Here is an 18099-nt window from a genome sequence, read left to right as displayed (position 1 = left end):
CGACGTACGCCTCGGCAGGACCCGGACGAACTACCAGCGGAGGATCAGTGGACGCGTTCGGTGCGCCCCAACCGGGCGCGTGCGCTGGTGCCGATGCTGATGACCACAGGAGTCTCCCGGCCGATCACAAGGTCCAGCGCTTCCACTAGATCCGAGACCTGCTCGGCCACAAGGTACGGCGGCACGCCCTTCCGCGGCAGCACCCTGATACGCAGGCCCGGCGTGCCCCGGAACTCGTAGGTGGCGACGGAGGCGTGCAGGATTTCCTCGCGCTCCAGCAGGGCAGTCTTCAGCGCCTGCTCCGCAACCGCGGTGCCTAGCTCAACGGTGCCCGGGCCGCCGTCGTCGTTGTAATCCGCGGCCAGAGTGCTCGCGCGGCCCTTGCCTTGCTGCGCCACCCAGGCGATCATCAGCACGATCAGGACCAGCATCAGCAGTGCCAGCACAATCCACAGCCAGCTGTCCCGCTGGCCCGGCAAAGTAGTCGCGGTCAGCACGTTTTCGATGTCCGCCCCGGCCCTCCGCGTCAGCGCATGCCAACTGCCGGCCAAGGCCGGAACCGCGGCCAGCGCCACGGTGGTGGCGCCCGCGCCGATCAGCAGCAGTCCGATCAGGGTCAGCAGCACGCGGTTGAGTACCCGCGGAGTCTCATTCATTGGCCCACCACTCCCGACGCCGAAACTCTGACCCGGACCTCGGGCATGGGGTCGATGTGGGAGCGGTGCAACTCGTCCTCCACCGCCGACTGGATGGCGGATTCCTCCACGGGAATGCCGGAAGTGGGGCGCAGCTGGACCTCCACCAGCGAGCGCGACACCGTCACGAGCACCTGTTCCTCGGTGACATTCGCCCGGGTACGCGCACGGCGCGCCAGCGATGAGGCCAGAACTTCGTCGTCCACGATGGCGATTCCGCGCCGGCTGGGAAGGACGTGGCGGTGCAGATGGCCCGGCAGGACACCCTGCAGGAAGAAGAACAGGCCGGCGAAGAGGATCAGCACTCCGCTGGTGCCCAGGATCAGCGTGGGTACGTTGTCCGGCAGCTGGTTCAGCCAGGCCGCGAAGTCCCGGGGTTCAAGCAGCCAGGCGGGTTGGCCGATGGCTTTCAGCGCGGCTTCGAGCAGGACGTAGAGACAGACCAGCGAAACCAGGACCGCGGCGATGATCGCTGCCGGGGCACGAGAACTACGGGTTTCACGCAGGGCCAGCCGGTCGTTGAAGCGGTCCCCGGCCTCGTAGGCAGTGGCCTGGCCGTCATAGTGGTTTTGGTAGCCGGTTTCGCTCATCGAACGCGGCCTCCGTCCTGAAGCCGAATTCCGGTCACCCGGATATCCACCCTGCTCAGCGTGGATCCGCTGATGCGCGTGATCCGGTCCAGGATTTCCCCTTTGGCGGCGTGCACCCGCTCCCAGATCGAGCCGCCGAAACCGGCCACCAGCTGCGGGTCCTGCAGGACCCTGGTCAGCGAAGGAATGCCAATCGGCAGGGCAAGCGAGAGCGCCAGGTAGCCCTGGTCGTCCCGCCAGCTTGCCCGGATGAGCGTGGGGGAAACACCAAGGACCTCCCCGGCAACGCCCTGGGCGGTGCTGGTCAGGGCCTGTGTGCTGACGCGGTTGTGTCCGACGAGCCGCCGCTCTGCTCCGCGCGCCGGAACCGCGCCCTCAGCGGCAGTCATGAAGAGGAGCGGCGTCCGGTCAGCGCGTCGCGGACACCGCGCAGATCGAGTTTGCCGTCCGCGGCACGGCCGATCAGGGCGCCGACAGCCAGGAACACGGCCATCAGCAGGAAGCCCCAGAATTCGAATACCAGTGCCGCCCAAGCCAGGGCCGCGCCCACGGCCATGCCGACTACGGTGTTGCTCATTTTTTGCCTGCCTCCAGGTTCTCCGACGGCCCTCACGGTGCCGGCTGCCTGGCGGATTTCTCCGCCGTCGTTTTCGCGTCATTGAGGCCGGGCACATGAACGTCATTGATTTCCACATTGACTTCGATGACATCCAGTCCTACAAACTGCTCCACGGCGCTGTACACCGCCGCACGGACCTTCTGGGCGAGCTGCTGCAGCGGCACCCCGTACTGGGCCACCAGGCTAATGTCCACGGCCACCTGGGTCTGTCCCACCTCCACGCGGACACCTTGGCCGATATCGCTGCCGGCCACGGCATCGCGCAGCGCGCTTAACGCCCGCCCCGTACCCGAGCCCAATGCGTAAACACCGGTGACGCTGCGTGCCGCCACCGCGGCGACCTTGGCTACCGCGGTATCCGAGATGGTTGTGCGGCCGGGTGCCTCCGGACCTGCGTTGTGCAAGGCCGGCTCCTGGAGGGCAGGGTCGGGAATGGCGGGCTGGTACGCCGGCGGTTGACCTGCCGGATTCTGGTTCTCCACCTGTTCTCCCATCGCCGAGCTTTCTCTTGAAGCAAGCCTAACGCGTATGGCCGACGGCGGGAGCGCCCGATTAAAAGGTGCAGTTGGACTTCAGCCACTCCTGGATGGGCTCTACCGCTTCCCGGAAAGATTCGTCGTCGAAATCGGTCAGGTCCTCGTGCTTTGCCAGCTCCGCTTCGACCTCGTCCAGCTCGTCGTGCAGCTCGGCCGGCGCCTTGTCCCGCAGGTCCTCGACCTCGGCCTGCAGTTCGTCTAACCGCGCCTCGTCCACGCCCGCAATGAAGCTCAGCGGCGCCAGCATCAGGACGGCGACCTTGGCCGCCACCGCCGTGCACGCTTCGGTCCTGGTGCCGTAACTTCCCCATTTGCCGGTGTCCTCGGACGGCGCGGAATGATCAGAACTGCTGCTGGAACCGTCCGTGCTCTCCAGAGGCATCTCGCCGGGCAGCCCGGCTTCCCCGTCGCCGAATGTTCCAGAGCCGGAAGCGGACGACGGCGGCTGTCCGGCTTCCGTTTCAAGCGATGGGTCCGGTTCGCCCACCCCAGGCGACGTTAGTCTGGCCGAGGTCTCGGACGGAGACTGCGGGAAGGCGGTGCAGGCAGTCAGTCCCACTACGGCGGCCGTGAAGATGACCGCGGCCTTCGCCAGGAACAGTCCTGTCCTCCCAAATGAAAATAGCGCCGTACCCACGCAAACAGGGTACCGGGCCACTCTGTGAAGACCATGGGAACGTTTCAGCCGCGCTGGGCGGATATCCCCCGATAATTCGGGGCCGGAACGGCGTTAAATGAAAGAACCCCGCGCTTCCGAGAAGGCGGGGATCTAAGTGGTGGCTCCGACCGGCGTCGATCCGGTGACCTTTCGATTTTCAGTCGAACGCTCTACCAACTGAGCTACAGAGCCTGGGAACATCTGACGATGATCACCGTTGACTTTCTAAATCACTCTAGAAAACCAGAGCGACCCTGACGGGACTCGAACCCGCGACCTCCGCCGTGACAGGGCGGCGCGCTAACCAACTGCGCTACAGGGCCTTGCTTTTTTGCCAGCATTCATCTTACCAGTCTTTTGGAGCGGCTTTGACCACGTCCGGCTGACTGGAAATCAGCTTACTGAGTACCCCCAACGGGATTCGAACCCGTGCCGCCGCCGTGAAAGGGCGGTGTCCTAGGCCGCTAGACGATGGGGGCCTTAGGACCACATCGGATTGTCACCCGCTGTGGACTCATAAAACTATAGAGCCTAGATCCGGATTTTCCAAAACGGGTTTTCGGCACGGGTAGAGTCGATACGTGCCGATGGAAATGTCCCTGCCGGATTTCGAGGACGCGGTCAACGACGCGATCGATCAGATTCCGGACAAGATCGCCCGCGAGATGAGCAACGTGGGCATCTTTGTCGAGGAGGAATACACCCCGCAGCCGTGGGAGGACCCCGAAACGGAACTGCTCGGCCTCTACGAAGGCACACCCCTGACGGAGCGGGACCAATGGTGGGACGCCGGCTCGCTTCCGGACCGGATCACGGTGTTCCGCGGACCGATCCTGCGGATGTGCGAGAGCCGCGACGAAGTCATCCACGAGGTCCTGGTCACCGTGATCCACGAGGTGGCACACCACTTCGGCATCGCGGACGAGCGGCTGCACGAATTGGGGTGGGGCTGACCATGGGTCACGGCCACGGACACAGTCACGGTCTACCCGCTTCCGGCACCGCGACCGCCAAGCACCGCAAGAAGCTCATCTGGGTGGTCGCCATCACCCTTGCCGTGGTGGTCATCCAGGTTATCGGCGCCTTCATCTCCGGCTCCCTGGCACTGCTGGCCGACGCCGGCCACATGCTTTCCGACGCGGCAGGCGTCTCGATAGCCCTGATGGCCGCGTGGATTGCCACTCGTCCGCCCTCGGACAAACGCACTTACGGCTACCAGCGTGCCGAGGTCCTGGCGGCACTGGCCAATGCCGTGGTGCTGATCGTCATTGCGGTCATCATTTTCCTGGAGGCCCTGCGCAGGTTCGGGCAGACGCCGGAGATCCATACCGGCGCGATGCTCCTGACTGCCGTGCTCGGCGCCGTCGCAAATCTCGTCTGCCTGCTGATCCTCCAGGGCGGACACAAGGAAAGCCTCAACGTCCGTGGCGCCTACCTGGAGGTGCTCGGGGATCTGCTGGGCTCGGTCGCGGTGATTGTCGCCGCCGTCGTTATCGCCCTGACCGGCTTCGTCCAGGCCGACACATTCGCGTCCATCCTGATTGCGGTGATGATCCTGCCGCGGGCCTGGAGCCTGCTGCGCGACGTCGTCAATGTGCTGCTCGAGGCGACGCCCAAGAACGTGGACGTGGCCAGCATCCGCGAGCACATCATGAGCGCCGACGGCGTGGTGGACGTCCACGACATCCACATCTGGACCATTACATCCGGCGTCCCGGTGTTCTCGGCACACGTGGTGGTGGCCGACGAAACCCTTCACGCCGAGGGGATCGACCGCGTGCTGGACCGGCTTTCCGGGTGCCTGGGCAGCCATTTCGATACCGAACACTGCACTTTCCAGATCGAGCCGGTTTCCCACGCCGATCACGAAACCCGCCACCACGACTGACGTCCCTGCCGGCCCCATCCACTGCGAATCTCCCCCGGCAAAGTCACACCCGTTTCTGCGACACGCCCGCGTAAATGAGGTAGAACTACACTGTTGTTACTACTGTTTCTACTGGGACTAATGTTGCCAAAGTGACTAAGGATGCATATTCTCAAGGAGTTGTGAATGCAGCCCGGTCTCCCGTTCGGCCTTCTTTATCGGCCCGAGACCGCCTCGATCCCATGATCGGCCGTTCCTGAACGTATGCATTCACTGCGCACTTGCAGCTAGGGGACCGCAACATATGGGGATGTCACAAGGGCGCTCTGCCTGTTCAAAACGTACGACGCCGGTGCGCACCATTTCGCTGGCGGCTGCCACTGTCGCTTTGCTCGCCACAGCCGGCCTGTCTCCGGCCGTCGCGGCACCCGCCGGGGAGCTGCCGCAGGTCTCGGTGTCCGCAGTGCAGATTCCCGCCAGTCCAGCTCTGTCCGACAAAGACATTCAGTCGGCCAAGGGGGACGCCGAGGCGACGAAGGCGCTCGTCGAACGGATCGAAGAGCAGCTGCGCGCGGCCAGCGGGGAGCTGGAAAGCGCCCGCTACGAGACGATGCAGTCGCAGAACAACTACAGCACCGCCCTGCTCATCCAGCAGGACCGCACGGCCGAACTGGAGGACGCTCGCGGCAAGGCGAAGCAGGCCGGTGAATACTTCGAAGCCGTGCAGGACCAGGTGGGCCAGCTGGCGGGAGACCTGTACCGCAATGGCGGCGTCAACCCTGGTTTGAGCTCCCTGCTGGCGAGCGCCGATGCGGACGAAGTGCTCTACAAGGCCTCCACCCTGAACGCGCTGTCCGACAACCGGTTCCAAACCCTGACCTCTGCCCAGCAGGCAGCCCAGCTGTGGGCGGCCTGGGAACTCCACGTTTCGGAAGCCGAAGGAGCCGCCCAGGACGCGGCGGCCGCGGCCAAGGCCGCGGAGTCCAACGCCAAAGCCGCCAGCGCGGCCCACGAACAGCTCGTCAGCAAGCAGGAGGAACAACGCCAGGTCCTGCTAGACCATCTGGCCGAACTCCGCGGCACCAGCGTGGCCGAGGAGAACCAGCGGATCGCCGCACTAGAAGAAGCCGAGCAACAGCGCCAGTTCGAGGCTCTGGTGGCCGAATCGGAACGCCAGGCAGCCGCGCAGCCAGCAGCAGCCGGCAACTTACCGGCTTCCGGCAATGCCGGAGGCCCGGCGCAGACACCTGCAATGGTCCTTCCGGCCGCGGACGGCATCACCCCGGCTCCGGATCCTCCAGCTCCGGCCGCCCCCAGCGCCCCGTCGGCGCCTTCCGCACCGGTGGCTCCCCCGGCCCCACCTGCTGCCGCTCCGGCACCCGCACCGGACCGCGCACCGCAACCTGCACCCGAGCCCGAACGCGCCCCGGAGCCAGCCCCCGCACCGCCGCCGCCGGCGCCCGCCCCGGCGCCCAAGCCTTCGCCCAAACCCGCTCCACCGAAGCAGGAGCCGGCTCCCGCGCCCGCACCGAATTACTCGATGGCGCAGACCGCGATCAACTACGCGACCGCCAAGGCGTCAAACAAGAAGTCCTTTTACGAATGGGCCGGAAACGGGCCGTGGGGTTTCGACTGCTCCGGCCTGACACAGCAGGCCTTCGGCACGGCGGGCAAATGGATTCCGCGCACGGCCACGGCACAGTACGATCAGGCACCACACAAGGTTTCGCTGGGCAATCTGCAGCCCGGAGACCTGGTGTTCTGGGGCACCGAAGGAAACTTCTGGCATGTGGCGCTCTACATCGGCGGCGGCCAGGTGGTCCACGCCATGAACCCGAACGACGGCCTGCGCGTCACACCCATCGGCTACATGTACGGCAAACTGCATGGGTATGGAGCGCGCTGGACCTAAAGCCGGGAGGCTATGGGCAGGGCAGGATCACTCCTCCGGCATCGGGCCGAATTTCTTGCGGTCGTCGAGCCGCGGATCATGGGCGTCCGGGACCACCATGACGGGGCCCTTGGCATGATGCAGGACTCCCTGGCTGGTGGAACCGAGCAGCATGCCGGCGAATCCGCCGCGTCCGCGCGTACCCATGACCAGCAGTTCTGCCGTGCGCGTGGCTTCGATGAGCAGCTCCACTGGAGAGCCGTCCTGGACCTCGCCGCTGATCTGCAGGCCGGGGAAGTGGCTGCGCAGCCAGGCGACGCCGGCGTCCAGCTGTGACCTGAGGTCCGCGTACAGCGCTTCCCGGTCCAGCGGCGCGGGTACCCAGGCCAGCGAACCTGTGAAGGGCGGCAGTGCGCAGATGACACGCAGCGGCCGGCCCCAGCGGGCGGCCTGCTCGGCTGCGACGAGCGTGGCCATGCGTGCCTGCTCCGAGCCGTCGACGCCGACCAGGACAACCTTTTCCACGTCGTCGGGCTTGACCGGGGCGTCCTTGGTCTTGGGCAGTTCGAAGTCCACCCCTTCGAGCCGCGGAGCGCAGGCCAGCGGAATGGTCACCGAGGGGCAATGGGCGTGAGCCGGGACGGCACTGCTGACCGAGCCCAGCAGCCGGCCCATGAAGCCACCGCGTCCACGCGTACCGACAACTACCAGCTCCGCCTCTTCGGACAATTCCAGAAGCACCCCGGCGGCGTCCCCGGTTTCCACCGTGGCATGGACCTCGACGCCGTAGCCGTCCAGCTTCTCCACGGCCTGCTGGAGCACGGCTTCTGCCCCCTCGCGGATCACCGCATCGTCCAAGGTGGCGTAGCCGGCATCCATGCTCGAAGCGGCGAAGACGGGAACGGTATAGGCGGTGATGACATGCAGCGGGGTCCGGCGTTTTTGTGCCTCCTGGGCTGCCCATACCAGTGCACAATGGCTCTGGTCCGAACCGTCCACACCAACCACGATTCCGCGGGGCGTTCCGCCGTGGTTGGCATTACCGGGTGTTGCGTTTGTCATTGCTCCCGCCTCCCTCGAATGGGCAACTGCTCCGTTGCCATCTACTGCCAGCTTACTCCCAGAGAAGCCTCTTCTCAGGGAGGGCAAATTTGGATAGGCTTCGAGAAATCGCTGTCGAGCTCTCCCTCGGCCTGTGACCTGTGCCCGATGCGGATCCCGCCGCCGTGGCACTCTCCTACCCGTTCGAGGAGGCTGTACGGTGAGTGCTGTGTGCCCCGCAGACGTACCGATCGAGTCCACCACCACCGTCGTCATTGGTGCCGGCCTGCCCGGCCTCGCCGTGGCCAGTGAACTGAGCAGGCACGGTGTCGCCTCCATTGTGCTGGAGGGCATGGGCTCGGCCGGCAAGCGCAGGAGTGTCATGACGGACTCGGTCTCGCTGACGGAACGCTCGGAACTGCTGCGGCTGCTCCGCGGCTATGCCACCAGTCACTGCCTGGACGTCCGTTCCAGCACGATGGCCAGCAAACTGAGCCGGGACCCGCAGCAGAAGTGGGTCATCCACACGGAGCAGGGCATCCTGCAGGCGGAGTCGGTGGTGCTTACGGACTGCCCGCAGAACCAGGTCCGCCGGTTCCTGCGCGGCCTCGGTCTCAGCCTCGGCAAGGACCTCCGGACATCGTTGAAGTCCCTGGGCCTCTACCTGGTGGGCGTGGCCGATCTGCTCACGCCCAGCACCCGGGAGATTGTCCGGCAGGCCAAGCTGGTCGGCGATGCCATTGCCGGCGGCCGCATGCTTACCGCCTGAGCTACTCGCCGCCCTTGCCGAGACGGCGCTTAGCCGTCACGCCGATGACGACGCCAAGCACCACAAGCACGGCGACCATGCCGAGGACGCTCCACGGAACGGTCTGGCCGGCTACCGTGAGGCCCGCCGGCTCGTCGGCCGGATTTTCCTGCGTCTCGATCGGCTCGGGCGTGCCCGCGCCGGCGCCAGCACTGGCACCTTCTGTGCCCTCGGCGCCGGATTCCACCATAAAGGTGAAGTTCCCTTCAATCGGATGGGCGTCGGATGACACCACCCGCCACACCACCGAGTATTCGCCCGCAGGCGCATCGGCCTTGATCGGCTGGCTGACTTCGGTATCCGTGATCTGCACCTCGCCGTCGGCCCAGTTGGTGCCCGACGAATCCTGGATCTGCACTACGGAACCCAGCGCCACGGGGACGTTGCTGAAGGTCAGTGTCAGCTCCTCGGGCATGGTCTCCACCGTCGCACCGTCTTCCGGGGTGTGCGAGAGAAGTTCATCATGGGCTTGTGCCCCGGCGGCGGGAAACAGTACGAAGGCGGCGGCCACCAGCACAGCCGTGACTAACCTAACGGCTGCGGAGGCACTCAGGAGAAGCTTTTTCACTCCTCCAGCCTACGTCGAGGGTTAGGATTCATGGGAAACGCGCCATCCCAACACTTCTGCGGAGGACCTCTCCATGCCCCGACAGGGAAATGTACAGACCAAACAGGGCTTCCTGGCCAAGGTGGACACCTATTTTGAGATCACCAAAAGAGGCTCCAACTACTCGCGTGAAATCCGCGGTGGTCTAGCTACCTTTTTTGCCATGAGCTACATTGTGGTACTCAATCCGCTGATTCTCAGCGGCGCAGACTCGAACGGCGATGAACTCGGTGGTGCCCGCGTGGCTGCCGTCACCGCGTTGGTGGCCGGCGTGCTGACCATCGTCATGGGAGCCTGGGCGAAGTATCCGTTCGCCCTCGCGACCGGTCTGGGTGTCAACGCGTTCATTGCCGTCACCGTGGCCAGCAATCCCGGCCTCACGTGGCCCGATGTCATGGGCCTGGTGGTGCTCTCCGGTGTCACCATGCTGATCCTGGTGCTGACCGGCTTCAGAACGGCCGTCTTCAGGGCTGTTCCCGCGAGCCTGAAAACAGCCATCGTGGTGGGCATCGGCATGTTCATTGCGCTGATCGGCCTGGTCAACGCCGGCTTCGTCCGCCGCGTCCCCGACGTTGCCGGCACGACCGTACCGGTGGGGCTGGGCTTCGACGGCAAGCTCATGGGTTGGCCCACCCTGGTCTTTATTTTCGGCCTGGTCCTGACCATGGCCCTGGTGGTGCGCAAGGTCAGAGGCGCCATCCTGATCGGCATCGTGGCCGCCACCGTCTTCGCCCTAATCGTGGAGGCCGTAGCCCACCCCGGTTCCCAGGGCGCCGGGGTACCCACCGGCTGGTCGCTGGTCACGCCGAGCCTGCCGGACTGGAGCGCCCCGGACCTGAGCCTCATCGGCCAGGTTAACGTCTTCGGCGCGTTCAGCGAACTCGGCGTCACGGCCGCCAGCCTCCTGGCCTTCGCCATCCTGCTCAGTATCTTCTTCGACGCGATGGGCACTATGGTGGGCCTGGCCAATGAGGCCGGCCTGACCGACAAGGAAGGCAACATCCCGCACGTGGACCGGGTGCTGCTGGTCGATGCGGCCGGCGCCATCGCCGGCGGTGGAGCCTCGGTCTCCTCCAACCAGATCTACGTTGAATCCGGCGCCGGGATCGGGGAAGGCGCCCGGACCGGACTGGCAAGCATCGTCACCGGCCTGCTCTTCGTCGTCGCGATGTTCTTCACGCCGCTGATCTACCTGGTTCCGTTCGAGGCGGTGGCCCCGGCACTCGTCGTCGTTGGTTTCATGATGGTGTCGCAGGTTGGCCGGATCGACTGGTCGGACTGGGGCGTAGCCCTTCCATCCTTCCTGACCTTCACCCTGATGCCGTTCACCTACTCGATTGCCAACGGCCTGGGCGCCGGTTTCATCGCCTACGTCATCATCCGCGCCGTGCAGGGCCGCACCAAGGACGTGCATCCGCTCATGTGGGCGGTTGCCGCGGCGTTTATGATCTTTTTCGGGATCGGGCCGATCGAGCAGCTCCTGGACATGGCCTGACGGATTAAAACCGAGATGCCGGGTGCTGGGCCTAACTTGGGGGGATTAGGCTTCAGCTCCCGGCATCCGGCACCGGATCAGGTCCGGTTGAGCAGACAGGGTGCTCCAGCCACCATCCATAGTGTCGAAGCCGATTTTGTCCCCGGTCTGCCTCCGAAGAGTTCACCGCAAGCGGATCCCTCCCGGGCCTTTACGGTCTCCCACGACCGTTCATTCCTAATGTAATACAGAACCTGCTGACAAGTCACAACAATCGGTGAAACGATCCTAATTAGTTGCCGGATCTTGCAGAACGGCAACCCCTCTGGAAAACTTCGCCACTTCCCCACGACCCCAGAGCTGGGCCGGAACTGCGCCGCCCAGCAGGACCCGCACGAGCTGCGGGTCGTCGCCGAACGGAATGTCGCTGCCGGCGATGATGACGTTGCCATAGCGCCGCCCTTTAAGCATAGGCGGGTCCGCGATGATCAAGGTATGTTCGAAGACGCTTGAGATAGTGGCGGCCTCGGCGCGGGCGAGGAGCAGTTGCGGGGTGTCCCCGCAGTTGACCAGATAGATTCCGCCCGGTGCCAGCACCCGGCGGGCGGCTTGGGTGAACTGCAGCGTGACCAGGCTGTCCGGGGTCTGGCTGCCGGCAAAGACGTCCCGGATGATCAGGTCCCGGCTGTTTTCGGACAGCGACTCGGTGACCTCGCGGGCTTCGCCGACCCGGATGCGCACCAGCGGCGCCTTGGGGATGTCGAACCATTGCCGAACCAGCTCGGCCAGTTTGGCATCGATTTCGACGACGACCTGCCGCGCGTCCGGGTAGCGCGACGCGAGGTAACGCGCCATCGAGCAGGCCCCGCCGCCCAGATGCAGCGCGCGCAGGGAACCCGTTGCCGGCCAGTGCGATTCGATCAGCGCCGCCATCCAGCGCATGTACTCGAAGTCCAGCCGCTCGGGCTCGCCGATCACTACATGCGAGGACTGGACCCCGTTGATTTTCAGCAGCCAGGCGTCCGTGCCGTCGGCGTCCCGGACCAGTTCGGCCACGCCGGAGGAAATCTCGTACCGGCCTTCGGCGGGCCCGGCAGCAGCAGCGGCCGGCTCGGGGTTCCGGCCGCGGTTGCGCCGTCCCATCAGCCGTTCCGGTCGACGAAATCAGGCGCAGTCATACCGTTGATCGTAAGACGTCCGCCGCCCGGCCGGAAACCGCCTACTTCACAACCGCGAAGGCGAAGCCGTCCCAGCCCTTGGAGCCGATGGTCTGCACGGCCGTGGCATCCAGCCGGTCATCGCTGCCCAGCAGCGCCAACGCATCGCGCGTGCCACGGATGGCCGCTGCCTCCGCATCATCCCCGCCCGCACCGGCCTGGTCCGCATCCAGTACGCTGCCCCCGCGGACTACGTTGTCCACCACGATCAGGCTGCCGGGGCGGGTCAGCTTCAGCGCCCAGTTGACGTAGTTGGCGTTGTTTTCCTTGTCGGCGTCGATGAAAACCAGGTCAAAGGGGCCCGCGCGTTCAGCCTCGAGCTGCGGCAGCGTGTCCAGTGCGGCGCCCACACGGATGCTGACCTTGGCACCGACTCCGGCCCGATCCAGATTCTCCCGCGCTACCTCGGCATGGCGCGCCTCGTACTCGCAGGTGACCACTTCGCCGTCGTCCGGTAATCCGCGCGCCAGCCACGTGGTGCTGTAGCCGCCCAGGGTGCCGATTTCCAGTACCTTCCTGGCTCCGGTCAACCGGGCCAGCAGCATCAGCAACTTTCCCTGCGGCGCGGCCACTTCGATGTGCGGCATTCCGGCGGCCGCGGTGGCGTCACGGGCCGCGGCCAGCGCCTCGTCTTCGCCGACCAGCGTGGCGGTCAGGTAGTCCTCCACCTCCACCCAGCGCTCTCCCGAGCCGGCGTTCATGTTCGGTCCTGTTCGGTGATGGCTGCTTCCAGCCGTTCCACCTTGCCGGTCAGTTCCCCGTAGTAGCCGGGCCGGATGTCCGCTTTCAGGACCAGCGAGACCCGCTCGCCGAACTGTCCGACGGCTTCCGTGGCCCGCTTGATGACGTCGAAGACCTCGTCCCACTCACCCTCGATGGTGGTGAACATGGCGTCCGTCTTATTGGGCAGGCCCGATTCGCGGACGATTTTCACGGCGGCAGCGACGGCCCCGTGGACCGAAGCATCGTGTGGTGCGGGCCCTGTGGCAGGCGCCCCGGACGGAGAAACAGAGAAGGCTACAAGCATGAGCCCAGTCTTCCACAGCCACCTGCGGCGCAACAGGCTTTGCCCCGGCGGTAGTCCGCGGCCTCCGGCTTTGGCAGGATGGGGGTGGACCACTCTTCCCCGGGAGGCACGTTTTATGCTGATCCTCGTCATCAACTCCGGCTCCTCGTCGCTGAAGTACCAGGTGCGCGAGGTCCCCGCGGAGGACAACGCGGTCCTGGCCGACGGCAGCATCGGGCAGATCGGCGACGGCGAAGTCCGAGACCACGCCGACGCCCTTGAGGCCATGGCCAAGGAGCTGGACCGGAAGCTCGGCTCCCGCAAGATTGACGTGGTGGGCCACCGGGTGGTGCACGGCGGCGAGCACTATGATCGCCCCGTGCTGATTTCGCCCGAGGTGCTGGAGACGATCGAGCGCCTCAGCCCGCTAGCGCCGCTGCACAACCCGGCGAACGCCGAAGGCATCCGGGCGATCGGCAAGAAGTGGCCGGACATTCCGCAGGTGGCCGTCTTCGACACTGCCTTCCACCGCACGCTGCCCGAACACGCGTGGCGTTATGCCCTGCCCGATGAGCTGTACCGCGAACACGGAATCCGGCGCTACGGCTTCCACGGCAGCAGCTTTGAGTACGTCACCGGGGAGGCGGCCAGGCTGCTTGGCATCCCGCCCGGTTCCTTCAACGCCGTGATTGCGCATGTGGGCAACGGCGCCTCGGCCACCGCCATCTCCGGCGGCCGAAGCGTGGACACCTCGATGGGGCTGACCCCGCTGGAGGGTCTGGTCATGGGTACCCGGCCGGGCGATCTCGATCCCGGGCTGGTGCTCTTCCTGCAGCAGACCGGCCGGACCCCGGACGACCTGCAGGACCTGTTCAACCACGAATCCGGGTTGAAGGCCCTGGCCGGGGAGAGCGACATGCGCCGGATCGTCGAAGCATCAAACAACGACGACGCCAGGGCGGCACTCGCGCTGGAAGTCGCGAGCTACCGGCTGGCCAAGTACGTCGGCGCGTACCATGTTGCCTGCGGCGGCGCCCAGGCCCTGGTCTTCACCGCCGGAGTCGGTGAGCATTCCGCCGCGTTCCGCGCCCTCGCCGTCGACCGCCTCGGCGTGCTGGGCATCACGCTGGACAGCGAGGCCAACTCGGCGGCCGACGATCCGCAGGAGGCGTGCGTCATCAGCGGCCCCGGATCCGCCATTCCCGTCCTGGTGGTTCCCACGGACGAAGAAAAGGTCATCGCCGAGGCGGCTGCCGCCGTCGTTAGTCAGCGCACGTAGCCAACGCCGTCCTTAATCAGCGCAGCGCGTTCGTCCCGGCTGCGCTCCCCTGTCAGCCTTTGAGATGCGCCCGTTCCTTGGTCGAATTTTCGATATCCGACGCCGTGGCTTCGATCAGCTGATGCGCCAGGTCCGACAGGGCCCGTGCAGCGGCCAGCTCATCGCCGATCTTGGGGACGTCGGAGTCGATCGGATTGAGCCGGGCCAACCCGATTCCCCGATGATCTCCTCCGCCATCCGCCTTCAACTTGGCCTCGGCCCGCGTTTTCCCTTCGTACTCGTCGATGACGATCTCCACCGACCAGCGCTTTTCCTCCATGGTCACCGCCTCCTCTTAACACCCCCACCTTCCGACGCCATGGCAACTGCGTCAAGGGTCCGTGGGCACAGAGTTTGCCGGTCTTGCCTAGCCCCAGCCGGCGAGGCGGAGCAGGGCTGCCGCAGCGGCGCCGGCGATGACGACGACGAGGAACGGCGCGCGCAGCACCAGGGCAACCGCGGCGGCCAGCAGTGCACCGAACCGCGCATCGAAGGTCAGCTGCTGCCCCGAGGAGAAGGCGTTGACCACCGTCAGCGAGGCCAGCAGGCCGATGGTCAGCGTGGCAGCAACGCGGGACATCCGCTCGTTCTTCATCCACTTCGCCGGCACCAGATAGCCCACGAGTTTGGTGGCGTAGCTGACCACGCAGGCGACGAGAATCCAGAACCACAGGCTCATTCGGGCCTCCTCTGGCCCGGGCCGTTCTTGCCCCGGCCGCGGCTGGCCGTGGCGTCTTCGGGCAGCACCATGTGATGGCAGTCGTGCTCGGAATACGGCTCGTCGTAGGGTTCGATGTCCGGGGCCATGCCGGCGGGAACGCGATTATGCGCGAACCAGCCGATGACCCCGGCGACGCCCGCGGCGACCAGGATGGGAACGCCGCTCGGCAGGAAGGGGACCGCCAGCAGCGTTGCCAAACCGCAGACGACGGCGATGGCGGCCGGCTCCTTGCCCTTGAGCCGGGGCCACAGCAGTGCCAGGAACGCCGCCACGGCTGCCCCGTCCAGTCCCCACTGCTTCGGATCGCCCAAGGCGTTACCGGCGAGCGCGCCCACGGCGGTGAACAGGTTCCACAGGATGAAGATGCCCACCCCGGCGGTCCAGAAGCCGCGGCGCTGCTCGTCCGGGTCGGTCTGCCCGGAGGCAGTGGCCGTGGACTCGTCGATGGTGACCTGGGCGGACAGCAGTTTCCGCCACTGCCGTGGCGACAGCAGGGCGTTCATCTGCATGCCGTAGATCCCGTTGCGGATGCCGAGCAGCGCCGAAGCGCTCATCGCCGCAATGCCGGTGCCGCCGCCGCTGATAACGCCAATGAAGGCGAACTGGGAGCCGCCGCTGAAGAGCAGGAAACTCAGGGCCATGGTCTGCCAGAAGTCCAGACCTGACGCCACGGACAGGGCGCCGAACGAGATCCCGTAGAGCCCGGTGGCGATGGCGATGGAAAGCCCCACCTTCACCGCGGGGGACTGCAATAACTTCACCCCACCAGACTAGTCCTCCACAGGAACTACAGAGCTTCCTGTGCGTGGCCGTTGATGGCGTCGGCGGCCCGGATGAGGGCCAGATGCGAGAAGGCCTGCGGATAGTTGCCCGCCATGCGCTTGTTCACCGGGTCGTACTCTTCGGCCATCAGCCCCAGTTCGTTGGCGTAGCCCACCAGCTGGTCCATCAGCTCGCGGGCGTCTTCGATCCGGCCGGACCGGGCGTACTGCTCCACCAGCCAGAAGGAACAGGCCAGGAACGGGTGCTCGCCCGGCTCCAGGCCATCTAAGCCGGCTTCCGTCCTGTACCGCAGGATCAAGCCGAACTCATCAACTAGCTCCTGCTCGAGGCGGGCCACAGTACCCAGCATCAGGTCGTCGTCGTACTTCACGAATCCCACCTGCGGGATCACCAGCAGGGAAGCGTCCACCTCGGTGCTGCCGTAGGTCTGGACGAACGAATTGATCTCCCTATTGAACCCCTGCTCCATGATCTCCTCACGGAGTTCGTCACGCAGATCCGCCCAGTGCTCCGCCTCGCCGTCCAACCCGTGGTCGCGCACGGCGCGCACCCCGCGGTCGAAGGCAGCCCACATCATCACACGCGAGTGGGTGAAATACCTCTGCTTGCCGCGCATCTCCCAAATGCCGTGGTCCTTGTTGTCGAAGTGCTTCTCGATGTAGTGCAGCAGAGCCTTCTGCAGGGGCCAGGAGAAATGATCCTCCTGGCCGCCCATGTTGCGCAGTTTCTCGAGCACCACCATGACCTCGCCGATCACGTCCGCCTGGTACTGCCCGACGGCGCCGTTGCCGATCCGCACCGGCTTGGAATCCGCGTAGCCGGGGAACTGGTCCAGCTCCCGCTCGGCCAGATGCCGCTCACCGGCCAGGCCGTACATGATCTGGAGGTCCTCCGGGTCGCCGGCGACGGCGCGCAGCAGCCAGTTGCGCCATTCCAGCGCCTCGGTCTCATAGCCGTGCGTCATCATGGATTCCAGCGTCAGGGCGGCGTCCCTGAGCCAGACGTACCGGTAGTCCCAGTTGCGTTCCCCGCCGAAATGCTCGGGCAGCGACGTGGTGGGCGCGGCGACGATCCCGCCGGTCGTCTCGTGCGTCAGCGCGCGCAGCACCAGCAGCGAGCGCTTGACCATCTCGTGGTATTCCCCTTGCGGAGGGAAGCGCGAGCACCAGTCCCGCCAGTACATCAGGGTGTCTTCCAGTGCCTGGTCCACGTCGATCATGGGCGGAACCGGGCGGTGCGATTGAAACCAGCACAGTTCAAAGTCAACGGTTTCGCCGGCCTTAACCACGAATTGGCCGCGGTGCCGGCGGTCCTTGGCGTGGGGCAGGTTGGACCCGTGCAGGACCACAGCGTCCGGGCCGGCGATGCCAACAATGGATTCCTCGTCGGCGTCCTCGTTTCTGACCCGGTTGACCCACGGCACCACAACGCCGTAGCCGAACCGCACCACAATCTCCTGGCTGATGGTCACGGTGCCGCTGACGCCTTCTACCCGGCGGACCAGGGAGGCCCGGCGGTCGCCTACGGGCATGAACTCGGTAATGGTGGCTTCGCCGGTGTCCGTCCTCCAGCGGGTGCGGAGCACAAAGCTGGAGTCGATGTAACTGCGTTCGACGACGACGGGGGCTCCGGCACGCTTCTTGCGTTCTGCTTCATTCTGCTCGTCCGCGCCGGTGGGTTTGCCTTCCTCGCCATGAACGGATCCTTCCCGCCGGGCGTGATCTCCGCGCGGGTCTTTGGCTTGTCCGCGGACCTCGCCGCCGCGGTGCACAGCCTCCGTGGTAGCGCCACCCTCCACAGTCAGATCCTGTCCTTGGTCCTGGTCAGAGACTACTGCCGTGGCGCTCCCGCCGGCAGCGGCCTTGCCCTCCGGGGCCCCGTCCCGGTCCAGCGCTTTCGCGTCCGCGCCGCTCGCGGCGGCATCGGGGTCGATCTGCTGGCCTGCGTCGCCGGTACCCTCGGCGGGCCCGGCACCTTGACCGGCGGCTTCCCCGGCGGGCCCGGTACCCAGCGGGACATCGGTTTGCTCACGGCTACCATCCGGAGCCAGCAACCAGCGGCCGTGCTCTTCAGTGCCCAGCAGGGCACCGAACGTCGAATCTGAATCAAAGCGTGGGAAGCAGAGCCAGTCCATGCTGCCGTTCCGGGAGACCAGTGCCCCCGTGTGCAGATCCGATATGAGCGCGTAGTCCTCAATTGGAGATGCCATTTCTCCACTCAACCACAGGCAGGAGCAGGTGTGCCACGGTCCGCGTTATTCTGCGGCGG

At 65.8% G+C, this 18099-nt stretch carries 21 protein-coding genes and 3 tRNA genes; 6 read left to right on the top strand and 18 right to left on the bottom strand.

Annotation, left to right across the window (positions count from 1 at the left end; genetic code table 11):
• Window positions 1–44: 44 nt before the first annotated feature.
• The 9 genes from AC3A4M_RS07595 to AC3A4M_RS07555 form a co-directional block, all read right to left on the bottom strand.
• Entirely contained in the window at window positions 45–656 is a 612-nt protein-coding gene (locus tag AC3A4M_RS07595; protein ID WP_498733591.1) for a hypothetical protein, read from the bottom strand.
• Complete coding sequence (locus AC3A4M_RS07590) at window positions 653–1285, bottom strand: hypothetical protein (RefSeq protein ID WP_498734996.1); 633 nt, start codon at window positions 1283–1285, stop codon at window positions 653–655. Before AC3A4M_RS07590 ends, AC3A4M_RS07595 begins: the two co-directional genes overlap by 4 nt.
• Window positions 1282–1674: a hypothetical protein gene (locus AC3A4M_RS07585; RefSeq protein ID WP_498734994.1), complete on the bottom strand. Its 393-nt coding sequence runs from the start codon at window positions 1672–1674 to the stop codon at window positions 1282–1284. The genes AC3A4M_RS07590 and AC3A4M_RS07585 overlap by 4 nt, the downstream gene beginning before the upstream one ends.
• The gene (locus AC3A4M_RS07580; RefSeq protein ID WP_074700154.1) at window positions 1671–1862 is read right to left on the bottom strand and encodes a DUF2273 domain-containing protein; all 192 of its coding nucleotides are present in this window, start codon (window positions 1860–1862) and stop codon (window positions 1671–1673) included. Before AC3A4M_RS07580 ends, AC3A4M_RS07585 begins: the two co-directional genes overlap by 4 nt.
• A gap of 32 nt (window positions 1863–1894) precedes the next feature.
• Window positions 1895–2386 (bottom strand): Asp23/Gls24 family envelope stress response protein, encoded by a 492-nt coding sequence (locus tag AC3A4M_RS07575; protein WP_498735567.1) that lies wholly within the window; start codon window positions 2384–2386, stop codon window positions 1895–1897.
• A 70-nt stretch (window positions 2387–2456) separates the two neighbouring features.
• Window positions 2457–3077 (bottom strand): hypothetical protein, encoded by a 621-nt coding sequence (locus AC3A4M_RS07570; protein ID WP_498734993.1) that lies wholly within the window; start codon window positions 3075–3077, stop codon window positions 2457–2459.
• Window positions 3078–3214: 137 nt separating this feature from the next.
• Window positions 3215–3290, bottom strand: a tRNA-Phe gene (locus AC3A4M_RS07565).
• Between the two features lie 57 nt (window positions 3291–3347).
• Window positions 3348–3421: transfer RNA gene (locus AC3A4M_RS07560), tRNA-Asp, on the bottom strand.
• 83 nt (window positions 3422–3504) lie between these two features.
• Window positions 3505–3577: transfer RNA gene (locus AC3A4M_RS07555), tRNA-Glu, on the bottom strand.
• A 108-nt stretch (window positions 3578–3685) separates the two neighbouring features.
• On the opposite strand from AC3A4M_RS07555, the gene AC3A4M_RS07550 reads away from it, so the two are divergent.
• The 3 genes from AC3A4M_RS07550 to AC3A4M_RS07540 all read left to right on the top strand — a co-directional run bounded on the left by AC3A4M_RS07550 (window position 3686) and on the right by AC3A4M_RS07540 (window position 6877).
• The gene (locus AC3A4M_RS07550) at window positions 3686–4051 is read left to right on the top strand and encodes a metallopeptidase family protein (RefSeq protein ID WP_498638104.1); all 366 of its coding nucleotides are present in this window, start codon (window positions 3686–3688) and stop codon (window positions 4049–4051) included.
• 2 nt (window positions 4052–4053) lie between these two features.
• A complete protein-coding gene (locus AC3A4M_RS07545; RefSeq protein ID WP_498734992.1) occupies window positions 4054–4986 on the top strand; it encodes a cation diffusion facilitator family transporter in 933 nt (310 codons plus the stop codon).
• 289 nt (window positions 4987–5275) lie between these two features.
• Window positions 5276–6877: a C40 family peptidase gene (locus AC3A4M_RS07540; RefSeq protein WP_498734991.1), complete on the top strand. Its 1602-nt coding sequence runs from the start codon at window positions 5276–5278 to the stop codon at window positions 6875–6877.
• Between the two features lie 27 nt (window positions 6878–6904).
• Here the strand turns inward: AC3A4M_RS07540 and AC3A4M_RS07535 are convergent, their stop codons facing one another.
• Window positions 6905–7918, bottom strand: a complete 1014-nt coding sequence (locus tag AC3A4M_RS07535; protein WP_498732769.1) for a universal stress protein — start codon at window positions 7916–7918, stop codon at window positions 6905–6907.
• A gap of 199 nt (window positions 7919–8117) precedes the next feature.
• On the opposite strand from AC3A4M_RS07535, the gene AC3A4M_RS07530 reads away from it, so the two are divergent.
• On the top strand, window positions 8118–8666 hold the full coding sequence (locus AC3A4M_RS07530) for an FAD-dependent monooxygenase (RefSeq protein WP_498732770.1): 549 nt from the start codon (window positions 8118–8120) through the stop codon (window positions 8664–8666).
• Between the two features lies 1 nt (window position 8667).
• Here AC3A4M_RS07530 and AC3A4M_RS07525 read toward each other — a convergent pair whose 3' ends face one another.
• Window positions 8668–9273, bottom strand: a complete 606-nt coding sequence (locus tag AC3A4M_RS07525; RefSeq protein ID WP_498734990.1) for a copper resistance CopC family protein — start codon at window positions 9271–9273, stop codon at window positions 8668–8670.
• A gap of 73 nt (window positions 9274–9346) precedes the next feature.
• On the opposite strand from AC3A4M_RS07525, the gene AC3A4M_RS07520 reads away from it, so the two are divergent.
• Window positions 9347–10807, top strand: coding sequence for an NCS2 family permease (locus AC3A4M_RS07520; RefSeq protein ID WP_498734988.1), 1461 nt, complete (start codon window positions 9347–9349; stop codon window positions 10805–10807).
• A gap of 267 nt (window positions 10808–11074) precedes the next feature.
• On the opposite strand, the gene AC3A4M_RS07515 is transcribed toward AC3A4M_RS07520, so the two are convergent.
• The 3 genes from AC3A4M_RS07515 to AC3A4M_RS07505 all read right to left on the bottom strand — a co-directional run bounded on the left by AC3A4M_RS07515 (window position 11075) and on the right by AC3A4M_RS07505 (window position 13030).
• Window positions 11075–11929 (bottom strand): spermidine synthase, encoded by an 855-nt coding sequence (locus AC3A4M_RS07515; protein ID WP_498734987.1) that lies wholly within the window; start codon window positions 11927–11929, stop codon window positions 11075–11077.
• A 76-nt stretch (window positions 11930–12005) separates the two neighbouring features.
• Window positions 12006–12704, bottom strand: coding sequence for an O-methyltransferase (locus AC3A4M_RS07510; protein ID WP_498734986.1), 699 nt, complete (start codon window positions 12702–12704; stop codon window positions 12006–12008).
• A complete protein-coding gene (locus tag AC3A4M_RS07505) occupies window positions 12701–13030 on the bottom strand; it encodes a thiamine-binding protein (protein WP_498734985.1) in 330 nt (109 codons plus the stop codon). The genes AC3A4M_RS07510 and AC3A4M_RS07505 overlap by 4 nt, the downstream gene beginning before the upstream one ends.
• 115 nt (window positions 13031–13145) lie before the next feature.
• On the opposite strand from AC3A4M_RS07505, the gene AC3A4M_RS07500 reads away from it, so the two are divergent.
• Entirely contained in the window at window positions 13146–14288 is a 1143-nt protein-coding gene (locus AC3A4M_RS07500; RefSeq protein WP_498734983.1) for an acetate/propionate family kinase, read from the top strand.
• Window positions 14289–14340: 52 nt separating this feature from the next.
• On the opposite strand, the gene AC3A4M_RS07495 is transcribed toward AC3A4M_RS07500, so the two are convergent.
• The 4 genes from AC3A4M_RS07495 to AC3A4M_RS07480 all read right to left on the bottom strand — a co-directional run bounded on the left by AC3A4M_RS07495 (window position 14341) and on the right by AC3A4M_RS07480 (window position 18058).
• Window positions 14341–14607, bottom strand: a complete 267-nt coding sequence (locus tag AC3A4M_RS07495) for a DUF1876 domain-containing protein (protein WP_074700163.1) — start codon at window positions 14605–14607, stop codon at window positions 14341–14343.
• Window positions 14608–14694: 87 nt separating this feature from the next.
• Complete coding sequence (locus tag AC3A4M_RS07490) at window positions 14695–15006, bottom strand: AzlD domain-containing protein (protein ID WP_139003900.1); 312 nt, start codon at window positions 15004–15006, stop codon at window positions 14695–14697.
• Complete coding sequence (locus tag AC3A4M_RS07485) at window positions 15003–15809, bottom strand: AzlC family ABC transporter permease (protein WP_498734981.1); 807 nt, start codon at window positions 15807–15809, stop codon at window positions 15003–15005. The genes AC3A4M_RS07490 and AC3A4M_RS07485 overlap by 4 nt, the downstream gene beginning before the upstream one ends.
• Before the next feature lie 26 nt (window positions 15810–15835).
• Entirely contained in the window at window positions 15836–18058 is a 2223-nt protein-coding gene (locus tag AC3A4M_RS07480; RefSeq protein WP_498735566.1) for a glycoside hydrolase family 15 protein, read from the bottom strand.
• Window positions 18059–18099 lie beyond the last annotated feature (41 nt).

Source organism: Arthrobacter sp. Soil_C_60 (genome assembly GCF_057656375.1).
Note: the sequence above shows the minus strand (reverse complement) of the source record. Positions and strands in the feature narration are given on the sequence as shown.